This is a genomic window from Tullyiplasma multilocale ATCC 49900 (genome assembly GCF_000483165.1).
Lineage (GTDB): Bacteria > Bacillota_I > Bacilli_A > Mycoplasmatales > Mycoplasmataceae > Tullyiplasma > Tullyiplasma multilocale.
The window spans coordinates 254,075-268,807 of the sequence record NZ_KI519557.1; the positions used below are offsets into that span (position 1 = coordinate 254,075).

Below are 14,733 nucleotides of genomic sequence, written 5' to 3' on the forward strand. Positions count from 1 at the left end.
CTCTCTATATTAGAGTTTTTCTAAAGTCTCTAAACTTATCATTTTTTCTTCATTTGTTCTAATTACATATATTGGTATTTCAGAATTGATTGTTGATATTCTCAAATGATGAGAATATGGGGTTTTATTTTGAATAGTGTCAATTCATGTATTCAATAATTTTACTTTTGTAATAATACCTTTTCTTGTACGTACAGAATTCTCACCAATTCCAGCGGTGAAAACAATAGCATCAATGTCACCTTCGAGTTTGTTGGCGTATTTTACGATATAGTCTGCAGCTATTTGAGTATATTTATCAAATGTTATTCTCGCTAATGAATCACCAGTTTCATATTTATTCAATAAATCCCTCATATCTCCTGAAGTTTGGCTCAAACCCTTAACACCTGAATCGTTATTTAGAGTACCTGTGATGTTATCGATATTTTCATTTGTAATTCTGTGAATATATTGGACTATTGAAGGATCAATTGCCCCACTTCTTGAACCCATCATCAAACCATCTAATGGAGTGAACCCCATACTTGTATCGATGGATTTAGAGTTTTTAATACAGCTAATGCTGGCTCCATTTCCTAAATGACAAATTATTAAATTAACTTTATTAGTTGGTTTCTCTAATATGGCTTCCATTTCTTTTAAAACATACTGATAACTTATCCCATGGAAACCATATTTTCTGACACCGTATTTTTCATATCATTCATAAGGTACTGGATATAGGAATTCTCTTGGATCTAAACTTTGATGGAATGCTGTGTCAAAACATGCTACCAACACAGCTTTTGGCAAGAGTAATTTAATAGAATCAATTGCCACAAGAGCTGCAGGGTTGTGAAGTGGTGCAAGAATTGTACTTTCTTGAATTTTTTTATAAACTTCATCAGTTATTAAAGAAGCACTTCTAATATCTCCGCCATGAACAACTCTAAAACCAACAGCTTTAATTTGCTTAATATCAGTTATTATTTTTAATTCTTCTAATAGTGAAAAGATGTTTTTGATACCTAAAAAATGTGTTGGTATGTTAATGTTATATTCTTTTTTTTCATCACCATATTTGATTTTTATTTTTCCATCAATTCCGATTCTTTCAATTAAACCTTGGGCTATTGTTGAAGTGTCTTTTTTGTGAGCTTTATAGAGTTGAAATTTTATTGAACTGCTACCTGAATTAATTACTAAAATCATTAGTTTCGATCATCCTGGTATAAAGTGAATAAAGCGGTTCTTATTATTTCATCTATTTTAGCTCCACGTGACAAATCATTAACAGTTTTATTTAATCCCAAAATGAATGGACCGATAGGTTCTCATTCACCCATTTGTTGCGCTATTTTATACCCGATATTTCCGGAATTGATGTCTGGGAATATGAAAATATCTGGATGTTCTTTTGTTATAGTTGAATCCGGTTTCTTCTTGTCTCTTACCACTTTGCTTCACGCCGCGTCAAATTGCATCTCACCATCAAATTCAAAATCGACTCTGTCTTGTTTTAATAAATTTACTGCTTCAATAATTTTGGTTACATCTTCGCCTTTTCCTGAACCATTAGTTGAATAACTTAATAAAGCCACCTGAGGGTTTCAAACTCCCATGGATTTGGCAAAATCAACAGTCATTTTGGTAATTTCAGCTAATTGTTCAGCGTTTGGATTTAGATTAAAACCACAATCACTAAAGAATACTGTTTTTCCATTTTTTTGCAAAATTGTCGTTGAACATGCTAATTTAAATTCAGGTTTTGTTTTGATGATTTGTAATGCTGGTCGGATGGTATCGGCAGTGGTATTAATTAAACCTCCCAATAGTACATCAGCCTTGTTAGTGGCTACTAACATTGCTGCTAAATAGGTTGGTCTTTTTAGAAGTGTTTCAACCATTGGGTAATCCCACTTGCCCTTTCTAATTTCAAATAGTTGATTTTTCATTTCTTCAGTTGCGAAATTGTGAATATCTATAACCCTAACTTCCTCATCTAAAGGTTTGATAATCTTAAACGGATTTTCAATTATCAAAATTGGGCGTGCTAATTTATTTTTAGCAAGATAATTGGCAACCTTTTGAATTTCTATTTGATCACCTTCAGGAAAAACAACTGTTTGTTTAACAACTTTATTTCCTAATTTTTCAATTATTTCATTTAATGTAATCATAAAACTCCTTTCTATAAATTCAATGTAAAACCACTATCTAAAGCTTCAGCTGCTTCTCCAATGGCTTCGCTCATTGTGGGGTGTGGGTGAATTGCTCTAGCAACTTCACTTATTGTTCCTTCACATTCTATTAATGTAGTTATCTCTGAAATCATTTCAGTAGCCCTATTTCCAATTATGTGGGCCCCAATAACTGTTTTATATTTCGGTTCGATTATTAACTTCACGAATCCCGATGTATGATCATCGGCCAAAGCTTTTCCAATAGCATTGAATGGGAATTTAAACTGTTTGTATTCGATGTTTTGTTCAATTAATTGCTGTTCAGTTTTTCCAATAGTGGCAATTTCTGGATGTGAGTAAATACAACTCGGAATGCGATCGATGTTTAAGACTAAATCGTGAGCTGATTCAAGACCTTTTAGTTTAGCGATATGATTAGCAGCGATTATTCCTTGGTGAGATGCAACATGAGCTAACATTGCTTTACTGGTTACATCTCCAATCGCATAAACGCCTTTTATGTTTGTTTCACAATATTCATTAACGTTGATGAATTTTTGAGGACTTAATTCTAAATTAATATTTTCAAATCCTTGAATAACTGTTTGTCTACCAATAGATTCTAAAATCACATCAGGTCTAATTGAATTAACATTACCTTCGAGCTTAAAGAATATTTCATCATGTTTGATTTCGGTTATTTTAGCTCCAGTGATAATTTGAATTTTGTATTTATTACGCAACTCTTTTGTCATCTCTTTTGAGAGATCTTCATCCAACACTTCTAAAATGGTTGGTAATCCTTGTAGTATTGTTGTCTCGATTCCTAAATTACTGAAAAGGCAAGCAAATTCAACTCCGATTACCCCGCCACCAATAATGACGATTTTCTTAGGTAATTCTTGTAAACCTAGAGCGCCTGTTGAATCTATTAAGAATTCTTTTTCTCGTGCTCTTTCAAAACCTGGTAAATTTAACTTTCTAGGGATTGAACCGGTCGCAATTACTAAATTATCACAAGTATAATATTTGTTATCATCTACAACAATTTCTGTTGATGATATTGCTTTGGCTACACCAGCTACTCGGGTAACTTTGTTTTTATCTAAAAGATACTTAACCCCATTCGTTAATTTTTTAACGACATTGTTTTTTCGCTCTTGAGCTGTATCTCAGTTGATGTTGATTGAAGCCCCTGCTTCGATATCGATTCCAAATTTTTTAGTTTTATTAATTACATCATCATACACTTTTACTGTTTTTAACAATGCTTTTGTAGGGATACAACCGATGTTTAAACAAACCCCTCCATATGCACCTTTTTCAACCACCATAACATTCAATCCCAGCTGTGCTGCTTTGATTGCATGGATATATCCTCCAATCCCGGCTCCCACAACTATTACGTCAAAGTGCGGTTTGATTAAATCTTTAACGGGTTTTACCATATTAGGTATGCGACTAGGGATTACATCATTTGAAATTGGTGTTGATCCTACTACTGAAGCATTTTCATCTTCTACAATATTTATTTTATTTTTCATAAGTCCCTTTCTAAACCAATAGCGTTACAGGATTATCTAAAAATGATTCAAGTTTTTGAATGAATCTTCCTGCATCAGCACCATCGATTATTCTATGATCGCATGTTATTGAAAATGGCATTATATATCTCGGTACTAATTCATCACCAATATAAGTTGGTTGTTTGGTCATTGTTCCAACACCAAGAATTGCTGATTCAGGTGAATTAATAATTGGGGTAGCATAATCTAAACCAACACTCCCGAAATTAGATATTGTAAAAGTCCCACCACTCATATCAGCCATTGTTAATTTCTTGTCTCTAGCTTTACTTGCTAAAGAAGATATTTCTTGAGCTATTTGAAATAGAGATAAATGGTTGGCGTTTTTAATAACTGGTACAACCAGTCCATCTGGAGTATCAACAGCTATTCCAATGTTAATCAAATTTATGTATTTTATCGAATTTGTTTCCTTATTTAATTGAACATTTATTCCTGGCATTTCTAATAATGTTTTAGAGACCGCTTTAACAATGAAAGCAAGATATGTCAATTTGATATTTTGATCAATAGCGTATTGTTTTAATTCTGTTCTTAAATCAAATGTGCTTGTGATGTCAACATTACTCATTCCTGTAAATGCTGCGTTCTCTGTATGACTATATGTCATTGCTTTAGAGATGGCTTTTCTCATTCCAGTAAGAGGTTTCTCATAAAAATCTATGGTGCTATCATTTTTTGGTATAAATGGTTCTTCTTTTATTTTGATAACCTGATCGGATTTTTTGACCATTGTTGATTCAACTTTTGATGCTAAAGAATCTAAATAAGTTTGAATATCTTTTATTAGAATTCGATCTCCTGGTCCGGTTGGTCTAACTAGAGATAGATCAACATTATTTTCAGCAGCCATAACTCTAGCTACTGGAGTAGAACGAATTAATGAAGTGTCATTTTTTTGTTTAACTGAAACATCTCTTTTAATTACTTCGTTTGAGACTGGTGTGGAACCGACCACTGAGGCATTTTCTTCTCTTGCTTTAATAGGTGTTTCAACTACTGTTTCAGTAACAGGGGCCGAAACGGCTCCTTCTTGGGTATTAATTATAAAAACTACATCACCAACATTGATGTCTTGATCTGCGCTTACCAAAATTTCACTAACTATTCCATCAACAGGTGTTGGAATTTCGGAGTTAACTTTATCTGTTTCAACATGAAATAGGCTATCTCCCATTTTTACTTTATCTCCGATTTTAACTAATACTTCAGTTACTTTTCCTTCGGTTAATCCCTCACCGATATCGGTAAATTTTACTTTATACATATCTCCTCCTTCTAAGTTAAGAACTCTAAAGTTTTAACCATTTCTTCATATATTTTTTGAGGATTTACCTGATGATATTTTTCACCTCTTACAAATGGGATGTTTACGTCATATCCTGTGACACGGCGCAACGGAGCTTTTAAGTATTCAAAACAATTTTCATTTACTGAAGTGATTATTTCTGAAGAAACAGAAAAAGATTTGACAGCTTCATGAACAACAATCAACCTACCGGTTTTTTTAACTGATTCAAAGACCATTGGTCTATCTCAAGGACTAATAGTTCTTAAATCGATTAAATCAACAGTGGTATTGGGATGAGTTTCATTAAGTAATTTAAGAGCTTTTTGACAATCAACAGTTTGAGCTCCATAAGTAACCACAGTTAAATCTTTTCCTTCAACTATCTTGTAACCTTCACCAATATTAACTGTGTAGTATCCTTCTGGTACTTCTTGTTTGAAAGCACGATATAGTTTTGTTGGTTCTAAAATGATTACTGGATCTGGAGATTCGATTGCAGCTAAAATTAATCCTTTTGTATCATAAGGAGTTGAAGGGACAACGACTTTGATTCCGGGAATTCCTGCATAAACTGCTTCATAAGTTTCTGAATGATGTTCTAGAGCGCTGATTCCTCCACCCATTGGAGTTCTAATGACCATCGGGCAAGTATATTTACCTCTTGTTCGATTTCTTAGTTTTCCTAAATGAGTACTTATTTTTTGAAAAGATGCTCTACCTAAACCTTCAAATTGAAGTTCAATTACCGGAATCATTCCGTTAATTGCCATACCAATTCCGGCTCCGACAAATATAGCTTCAGAAATTGGTGCATTGAAACATCTGTCTGCTCCAAATTTTTCTTGTAGACCTTGAGTGGCTCTGAAAACCCCTCCTTCAAACCCAACATCTTCACCAAAAGTGATGACGTTCTTATTGCGTTCCATAGCTACTTCCATAGCATCTGTAACGGCTTTGATGTTATTTATAATTGCCATCTTAGTGACCTCCTTTATCAAGTGGATTTCTTGTGAAGAAATCTTTGGCTTCTGCTAATTGTTCTTCCAATTCTGGTGTAAGTTTTTCATAAGTGTAATTAAAGATATCATCAACGGGATAATCTCTATTTTCTTCCATTCAATCAAATTCTGAACGAACATGTCCATCTTGCTCTTCATCTAATTTAGCTTGTAAGTCTTCGTTTCAAATTCCATTTTCAATCATTCAAGCTTTTAATCTAATTAAAGGATCTCGAGTGCAAGCTTCTGCAAATTCTTCTGGGTCGCGATAAATATCTGGGTTGTCTGAAGATGAATGTGCTCCAAGTCTATAAGTTTCTAATTCCACAAAGAAAGATCCATTACCTTTTCTAACAAATTCGAATATCTCTTGCATAACCCCATATACGGCGAAGAAATCATTTCCATCAACTTTAATTGAAGGGATTCCAGAAGATATTGATTTAACAGCTATATTTAATGATTTAGTTTGTTGTTCATATGGTGTAGAAATTGCTCATTGATTATTTTCTGAAACAAAAATACAGGGAACTTCATGTAATTTAGCGAAGTTCATGGCTTCATAAGTTTCTCCCTCGCTCATTCCCCCATCTCCTGTTGTTGTTAAAACAACACCATTCTTATTTTGATATTTTTCAGCAAATGCAATTCCTGTAGCTTGACTGTATTGTGAACCAATTACAATATTTGGTGGTAAAGAGTTTACTCCAATTGGAGATTGAGCTCCAAACTCATTTCCAACTCAATATAATAAAATATTTCTAATAGGTACTCCAACTGTCAATCAAGCTGCATTATTTCTGTAACCTGATAAGAATCAATCTTGACCTTCGATTAGATGCATGGCATAACCAACTTCACTAGCTTCTTGACCAGTTGAAGATAGAAATGACAAAAGTCGCCCCTGTCTTTGAGCTTTGTTTTGGAAATCATCTTGTCTTCTTGATAAGTTCATTAATTTATATGCTTCAATTATGATTTCATTTTTTATTTTTGGCATTATTTTTTGATTAATAATTTTTCCATTTTTATCCATTATCTCGACCCTTTGGTCTTTTAATGGATCAAACTTTCCAATGTATTTCATTTTTCCTCCTTATTTGAAAAATAAATCGATAATATCTTGTTCCTTGAAATTGGGGCCAAAGATATTTTTAACTTTAAATTTATTCAAGACTTTCTGGATATCGTGTTCGGTAAATAAACATTTAACCAGTGCACGTTCTAATTTTTCTGTTCCTTGATAACCCATAAAATCACCATAGAATTTAACTTTCGTAATTCTGGCATCAACAACATCAAAATTAACTTCAATTAACCCAAGGTGTGGTTCATAAACTTTATTCTTCTTTTTGAATTCAGCATTCTTACCAAATGTTCAATCTCAGTTTGAATATTTTTCAGATACTAAGTGTTTGATATGCATTATGTCTTCATCGTTTAATTCAATTAGATTAACTTCATCACCTTTGACATAATGAGTAATTAATTGCTTTGTAAATTCCTCTATTTCCAAAGGTTCATTTAAAAGATGTTTGATGTTGGTAACTTTAGCTCCAACACTTGCAACTTTTTTTGATTCCATTTTTGTCTTATCGACATTTAGATATTTTGGTAATTTGCTTAAATCAACATCGAATAATAATGTTCCGTGCTCTAAGATTTTGTCTTGTGTTTTTAGTTGGGCATTTCCAGAAATTTTCATTTGATCAACTTCAATATCGTTTCTCCCACTAAAGTAAGCTTTCACTCCTTTTTGATTTAAAAAATCTATTATTGGGGCGAGGGTTCTTTGGTAATTTTGGCTTGATGAGAGATTATTATTTTCAACGATTGAGGAAAAACAAATGTTTCCCATATCTTGATAGACGGTTCCTCCGCCAGTATTGCGACGAATGATTGTTACATTATCTTCTTGTGCTTTTAAAACATTAATTTCATTAAAGGCATTTTGATTTCTACCAACGACAATAGTGTTGGCGTTTTGTCATAAAAAGAATAAAGGGTCTTTGAATTTCTTTTTATAAACTAGATATTCTTCAGTTGCTAAGTTGAAGCGAGCATCATTGCTCGTACCAACAACTAAATTAATCATTTTTCTTAAAGTAGTTTAGACCCAAAACTTCCAATCCTAATAAAGTGATGAAATTATACGGCTTATTAAAGTGTGGTAAGAAGAAAATGTCTATTAAGGGTAATTCTTCTATCTTTAAACCTTTTTGAATTGCTAACGCAAACATATACATGACTTCAGTGTGATTATTTTCACTAGCTACTTGTGCTCCAAGAATGCGTCTTGTTTCTTTGTCTCAAATAACTTTCAAAGCAACTTTTTTAACAGTGCTCATAAACTCAGGGCGATTATTGTCTGTGAAATATTTCTCTTCAATTTCAAAACCAACTTTTCTAGCAACTTCAGCACTCATTCCAGCAGCAGCCATTTTCATTCCAAAAACATCTATTCCATTTGCGCCAGTAAAACCAGGTGATGGCATAGTATTGTTTGTAATAGAATTTATCGCTGCTAAAATTCCTGTTCTAACAGCAGTTGTAGCTAAACCAATTTCAACTTCCATATCTGAAGCTGCATTATAGACTTCACAGCAATCTCCAATAGCGTAAATGTCACTATCTGATGTTTGACAATATTCATCAGTAACAATTGATCCATTAACATTCAAGTCTAAGATGTTATCTAATAAATCGGTTTGAGGTTTTGTTCCAACTGACATCACTACAAAATCAGTTTCAATAGTTCTTTTATCAGTTTTAATGCCAACAACTTTTCCATCTTTACCAATAAATTCAACAACTCTTTCACCAGTATATAAATCTAATCCTGAATTTTTCATTCGTCATTCAACATCATCTGTAAATTCTTTATCATAGTAATTTTTCATAATACGATCTTCTAAGTCTATTAAAGTCGTCTTGTGTCCTTTTTTATTAAATGCTTCAGCAATTTCAACTCCAATATATCCAGCTCCAATAACGGCAATATTTTTGTGTTCTCCAGTATTATTTTGGGCTTCAATAATTTTTGCATGATGATAATTCTTACAAATTTGAATACCTTCCAATTCGACTCCTGGGATTGGAGAAATAATTGGCCAAGAACCAGTTGCAATTATTAATTTGTCATAACTCTCTTCGAATGTATCTCCAGTTATAAGGTTGCGAACCACAACATTTTTACTAACATTGTCTAACGCTAGTCATTCGTGATTCATATTAACTTCTATATCTTCATTTTCCAAAATCTCTGCATTGGCATAGAATAGTGAATTAGGATCTTCAACTTCTCCCCCAACTCATAAAGCTATTCCACATCCAAGAAATGAAATATTGTCACTTTTATCAAAAGTCACAACCTCCACTTCAGGCTTAATACGTTTAATTGTTCTAACTGCAGTTGTTCCTGCATGATTAGTACCGATAACTACTACCTTCATAGTGCCTCCTTATTATTTTTTTATTAAAAATGTATTTATTTTGGAATAATTTCCAAAATATTTAAGGTAAACACTTGTGTTTAATTATTATTTTTCCTTTTATATAATAATATTTTGGAAAATATTCTAATTTTATTGTAATCCAAAAGAGTTCTAATTGAAAATCACTATTTGGCAGTTCTGTAGCATATCGAATAAGACAAATTTGAGCCCTTTTAAATGTATCTATGCAAAAAGATGAGTATTTACCTGGCTTAAATGAATATTGCTGTTTATGGGCGTTAAAATAAGAAAACAACTAAAACTTATTAAAAAATATTTGAACATTTTTTAATAGAAAATAATAAAATATCATAAATCACAAACATAGCTTCAGGTTATCTTTTTGTTGTTTGTTATACATTGCTTTTATCAGATATTAAAAAGACAAATAAAAAAAGCGAGTATTCGCTTTTTTTATTTATTCAATTTTCTTAGTTCTTGATTCTTTTTCTACCTTTGTTTTAAGATCATCCAGATTTATTTCAAAACTATTAGAAGTAACTGCCACTAGCAAACCTTCTAAAAATGGTGCATCAGCTATTAATGTTTTTGCTTGTAGTTCTAAATCTAAAAAGTTTATTGCCATTTCAGTATTCATAATCGAAGAACCTAAGTCACAAATTACAAGAACCCCACTTCCACTATCGGCTTTTTCAATTGTTGATTTAATCAACATAGGATCGGTTCCAAAATCGATTCCATCATTAATGCCGGCACAACTCATTAGATTAAAATCTTCAAATTGCATTTCACTAACAAATTCAATAGCTGCTTTTGCTAATTTATGCGAATGTGAAACAACAACTATCCCAATCATTATAAAGTTCTCCCAATAGCGTCTAATACTAGATACATAGAATAAGCTCCTGGATCCATGTGTCCAACACTTCTCTGACCAAGATATGAAGCTCTTCCCTTTTTAGCTATTAGATTAATTGTGTTTTCAGCACCGGTTTTTGCTGCGATGGCAGCTAATTCAAAAACCTCTTTTGCTGCTTTATCTAGATTGTTTTTCATTGTTTGAACAGCTGGAGCTAAAGCATCAATCATTGTCTTATCTTCAAGTTCTGCTTCCCCCATACGAATAATACCATTTAGGCCTGCTTCAAAACTTTTGACAGCAGTTTGCAAATCATCGTTTTTCCAAACCCCAGACATTTGTAATAACATAGAACCTAACAATGGTCCTGATGACCCTCCAATTTTAGACATTAACGTCATAGCGACAGATCTCAAAATTGTGTCGGTATTTTTACCTCCATAAGTGTCCAACTCATTAACAACCCCTTCAAAACCCCTAACAATATTAGTTCCATGATCACCATCACCAATTGCTTGATCCAAATCATTCAAGTGTTGTTTATTTTCTAAAAGAGTTTGATAAATATTTTTAAAAATTGCATCTAATTTCATTAAATTACCACCATTCCATTTGTAATTACAGGCTCATTCAATAATGTTTTTAATTCATCATCTAATTTTAAGATTGATAATGAGAAACCAGGCATATCAATTGCAGTCATATAATTTCCTACAAAAGTTTTGTTTACAGTTATTTGTTTTTCGTCCATTATCATTAAAGCTTTTCGGGCAAGGATGTTTAATTCCATCAGAGGAGTAGCTCCTAGTCCATTAATCATAATCGCTACCTCATCTCCCTGGCTTAAATTTAAATGTTTCTCAATTTCTTTGTATAACATTTCAATAACTTCATCAGCTGATTTTATAGGTTCTCTATTAACTCCAGGTTCTCCATGAATTCCTAAACCAACTTCCATTTCGTTTTCTGGAATCTCAAATCCTTTTACTCCATTTGCAGGAACTATACAGGCATCTAGTCCAATTCCATAAGAACCAAGGTTATCGATAGCTTTTTGAGCTAAACATTTAACCTCTTTTAAATCTTTTCCCAATTCAGCAGCGGCTCCAGCGATTTTATGAACCAAGATTGTTCCAGCAATCCCACGTTTACCTGTTGTATATAGTGAATCTTCTAAAGCAATATCATCATTTACAATAACTGTCTCAACTTCAATATTTTCTGCTGCCGCAAATTCTTTTGCCATTTCAAAGTTTAGAACATCTCCAGTATAGTTCTTAATCACTAAAAGAACCCCTTTAGAGCTGTCAACGGCCTTAATTGCTGCCAATACCTGATCTGCGGCTGGACTGGTGAATACTGGGCCTAAAACAGCGGCATCTAACATCCCAGTTCCAACAAATCCGGCATGTGCTGGTTCATGTCCTGATCCTCCTCCAGAAATAATTGCCACTTTATCTTTATTTAAATTCTTTCTAGTGATTACTTGAAATTCAGGAACTCTAGATAAGGTTTCAGGATTAGCCATAACCATTCCTTGAATCATTTCTTCAACTATTTGATCAATATTATTCGTGAACTTTTTCATAATAAGTCCTCCTTTGTTTACAATATGATTTTAGTCCTAAAAGAGAGATATTCCAAAAGATATTATATTATATGGAAAATATTCCATATAATAGCAAGATAAAAGCAACCCAAAGTTGCCTTTATCTATAGTTCTCAAATTTGAAACTAGTTTAAGGCATATAAAAAAAGGAACTAGATTAGTTCCTTTTTAGATTATTCATTTCTACTAATTTGATCTTCATCAGAGTAGTTAGGTTTTTGAACAAATTCATATTCTTTTTTATCGTATCATTTGAAGCTTCCTTCGAATGGATACATAGCTCTTGTTTTCATATATAATTCTTGATCAAAGGCATTTGGTAAAGCTTTTCAGTTATAAAAAATTTTATCTTTTTTACCTTCTTTAGATTTAATGATTTCAAATTCGCTTGTATCTCTTCCTAAAGCTTTCATAGCACTAGCAACTTTACGTCCCATGTGTCCACCATAGTTCATATCACGTAATCTATTTCTTTGTCCAATAGTTAATCCTAATGTTAAGAAGATTGCGATGTAGATAAAGAATACAGCAAAGTTTTGTAAGATAAAGGCATTTGTAGCAGCTGTTGCTGGTACTCCGAGACTTGTTCCATAAACAATTGCGGTGAATCCTTTAATAACGTATGTGAATGGCACTACGTATCCAACATAGTGGAAGAATGGTAATTGAGCAAAGGCTGGGAATGTTCCCCCTCCAGCTGCAAGTGATAATACCATCATAATAATTACTAAGAACTTACCAACTGTTTCATCTTTAACAACAAATCATAATGATTGAATGATTACCACAAACATCAATCCTGATGCTATGAATCATAATCAAATGTAGAACATTGTAGCAAATCCAAGAATGTGTCATCCAGCGATTGTTACAGCTAATATTTCTAATGTAGCTTGAACAACAACTGTTGTCATCATCATGATAGTTTTTGATAAGTATCATTGACGTCCTGAGGCTTTTTGAAGGCGTTTTCCACGATCGTAGACGAAAGTATGCATAAGAACACCAATTCATAGTCCAATCACTAAGAAGAAGATTCCTAATCCAATTCCATATAATCCAAATTCTTCTCCTTGGATTTCGATTGTCATGATGTCATCTTTTCCAATTCCACCAGTAATTGAGAAGTGAATTAAATCAATAATTGCTCCTGGTAATTGACTAGCACTTGTTATTCCTAAAAATAGGTCTGGATTTTTAACGATAACTTCATCAATCTTAACTGAAAATTCTTTTTCAGTTAATTTAGGTTGCTTAGCATCAAAAACATTCATATTTACTAATAAGCGGTTAAGTGCTTCAGTTAATTTATTGTTTGAAATGTTAATGTTTGTTTTATCTTCAATAAATTTAATTATTTGATCAATGATGTTTTTAATAATTCCTTGATCTTGTTGTGGGTTACCCACAGCTGCATTAAACAATGTTTGGTTCAATTGAACTTCATTGAAAGCTTCATCAAGAACAAATTCAATTGCCCCTTTAATAATTGTAGAAATAGTTTTATTTCCAGTAATAGTATCGATCATTTCAAATAGTTTAGCATTAGCTAATAAATTTTTACCATTTGCTTTAATGTTTGAAAGCATGTTGATGATTTTTCCACCACGACCAACTAACTCTCCATTTTTAATGTTTACATTACCAAATAATGTGTATTTAGCTAAATCATCTGGATTATTATCTGCAGCATTAATGTTTGTTGATAATAATACGTAATCTTCATTTTTTTCAAAGTAATTTGAAGTAGTTTCACCATTTGGAGTGATTGCTTTATTTAAAACAGCTCCACTAGTTGATAAATCACCCATGATTGTTCCTGAAATCACTGAAGTGAAGACACTTGGAATTGATTTAATAATAATTCCATCTACAAATGATGTAAAAGTATCCATCAAGTATCCAAACATGAAGTTTCTCTCAAAAGTAGTTCACATTTTGATTTGGTTACCATTTAATGTATTAACTCAATCACTTGGTGATTTAATTGAATCATCATTGTATAGAATTGAACCAGCATAACCAATTAGGTTAGCCATATAGTTCTCTTCAATACGCATTTGAGCATAATACTTAGTTGCTTGTCATTCTTTATCGATAGTTTGTGAATTATCGATATAACGAATGTTGTCTAGTTGAATTTTATTTTTAATCATTGGACTTGAGAAAGTATAGTCTTGATCGCTGATAGTTTCATCTGTTTTAGGTAATAATTTTTGTTTTAAAATATCTCAAGCACCCATTGCTTTATATTTAACTCCACTAGCATCATCGATTGTGATTCCGTTGTTTAAAACTAAAGTGTTTGCTGATTTTTCTAAGTCAAATATTTCTTCTTCTAAATCTCTAACTGTTTTACCATCATATGAGAAGGTTTTTCCATTTACAGATTCTAGAACTCCTAATTTAAGTTTGTCCCCTATTAAATCATCTTTAGCTGGTTCATTTTTAGTAACCATAATAATAGCATGATCATTGTTCATAATTGCAATTGGAGCTTTTCCAATTCCGGCAATTGGGTTTCAGAATGCTAGAACACAAACTACCCCATAAATAATTGGTACTAATGCAATACCAACGAATTTGATAATACGTTTTCATGACATGAAAACTCTTGATTCGAATTCTACTTGTGTAGTTTTACCTAAAGTTGAAAATCATTCTTTAACTGATGTTCATCATTTATTATTTTTAGATTCTGAATTAGTATTTTTATTTCTCTTTTTCATACCAATTTCTCCTTTTTTCTATAAGAAAACTAAAGCGGTGA

The 14,733-nt window shown here is 32.3% G+C and carries 12 protein-coding genes; all 12 read right to left on the reverse strand.

All coding sequences use genetic code 4. The annotated features are described in order from the left end of the window. Window positions 1-9: 9 nt before the first annotated feature. The 12 genes from G319_RS0104120 to G319_RS10040 all read right to left on the reverse strand — a co-directional run bounded on the left by G319_RS0104120 (window position 10) and on the right by G319_RS10040 (window position 14,692). Window positions 10-1,194, reverse strand: coding sequence for an acetate kinase (locus G319_RS0104120; RefSeq protein ID WP_026389802.1), 1,185 nt, complete (start codon window positions 1,192-1,194; stop codon window positions 10-12). Continuing rightward, window positions 1,194-2,162: a phosphate acyltransferase gene (locus G319_RS0104125; RefSeq protein ID WP_026389803.1), complete on the reverse strand. Its 969-nt coding sequence runs from the start codon at window positions 2,160-2,162 to the stop codon at window positions 1,194-1,196. The genes G319_RS0104120 and G319_RS0104125 overlap by 1 nt, the downstream gene beginning before the upstream one ends. Window positions 2,163-2,173: 11 nt before the next feature. Continuing rightward, the gene (gene lpdA / locus G319_RS04825; protein ID WP_084514149.1) at window positions 2,174-3,709 is read right to left on the reverse strand and encodes a dihydrolipoyl dehydrogenase; all 1,536 of its coding nucleotides are present in this window, start codon (window positions 3,707-3,709) and stop codon (window positions 2,174-2,176) included. Between the two features lie 10 nt (window positions 3,710-3,719). Beyond that, window positions 3,720-5,018 carry a dihydrolipoamide acetyltransferase family protein gene (locus G319_RS0104135; protein WP_026389804.1) on the reverse strand — a complete coding sequence of 433 codons (1,299 nt, stop codon included), beginning with the start codon at window positions 5,016-5,018 and terminating at the stop codon, window positions 3,720-3,722. A gap of 11 nt (window positions 5,019-5,029) precedes the next feature. Then, window positions 5,030-6,019: an alpha-ketoacid dehydrogenase subunit beta gene (locus tag G319_RS0104140; RefSeq protein WP_026389805.1), complete on the reverse strand. Its 990-nt coding sequence runs from the start codon at window positions 6,017-6,019 to the stop codon at window positions 5,030-5,032. 1 nt (window position 6,020) lies between these two features. Next, a complete protein-coding gene (locus G319_RS0104145) occupies window positions 6,021-7,127 on the reverse strand; it encodes a thiamine pyrophosphate-dependent dehydrogenase E1 component subunit alpha (protein ID WP_026389806.1) in 1,107 nt (368 codons plus the stop codon). Window positions 7,128-7,136: 9 nt separating this feature from the next. Then, complete coding sequence (lplA, locus tag G319_RS0104150; protein ID WP_026389807.1) at window positions 7,137-8,135, reverse strand: lipoate--protein ligase; 999 nt, start codon at window positions 8,133-8,135, stop codon at window positions 7,137-7,139. Then, complete coding sequence (locus G319_RS0104155) at window positions 8,128-9,492, reverse strand: FAD-dependent oxidoreductase (RefSeq protein ID WP_026389808.1); 1,365 nt, start codon at window positions 9,490-9,492, stop codon at window positions 8,128-8,130. Before G319_RS0104155 ends, lplA begins: the two co-directional genes overlap by 8 nt. Window positions 9,493-9,952: 460 nt before the next feature. Beyond that, the gene (dhaM, locus tag G319_RS0104160; protein WP_026389809.1) at window positions 9,953-10,351 is read right to left on the reverse strand and encodes a dihydroxyacetone kinase phosphoryl donor subunit DhaM; all 399 of its coding nucleotides are present in this window, start codon (window positions 10,349-10,351) and stop codon (window positions 9,953-9,955) included. Further along, on the reverse strand, window positions 10,351-10,947 hold the full coding sequence (gene dhaL, locus G319_RS04830) for a dihydroxyacetone kinase subunit DhaL (RefSeq protein ID WP_035358893.1): 597 nt from the start codon (window positions 10,945-10,947) through the stop codon (window positions 10,351-10,353). The genes dhaM and dhaL overlap by 1 nt, the downstream gene beginning before the upstream one ends. Next, a complete protein-coding gene (dhaK, locus tag G319_RS0104175; RefSeq protein WP_026389811.1) occupies window positions 10,947-11,942 on the reverse strand; it encodes a dihydroxyacetone kinase subunit DhaK in 996 nt (331 codons plus the stop codon). Before dhaK ends, dhaL begins: the two co-directional genes overlap by 1 nt. Before the next feature lie 194 nt (window positions 11,943-12,136). Beyond that, entirely contained in the window at window positions 12,137-14,692 is a 2,556-nt protein-coding gene (locus tag G319_RS10040; protein WP_026389812.1) for a hypothetical protein, read from the reverse strand. Window positions 14,693-14,733 lie beyond the last annotated feature (41 nt).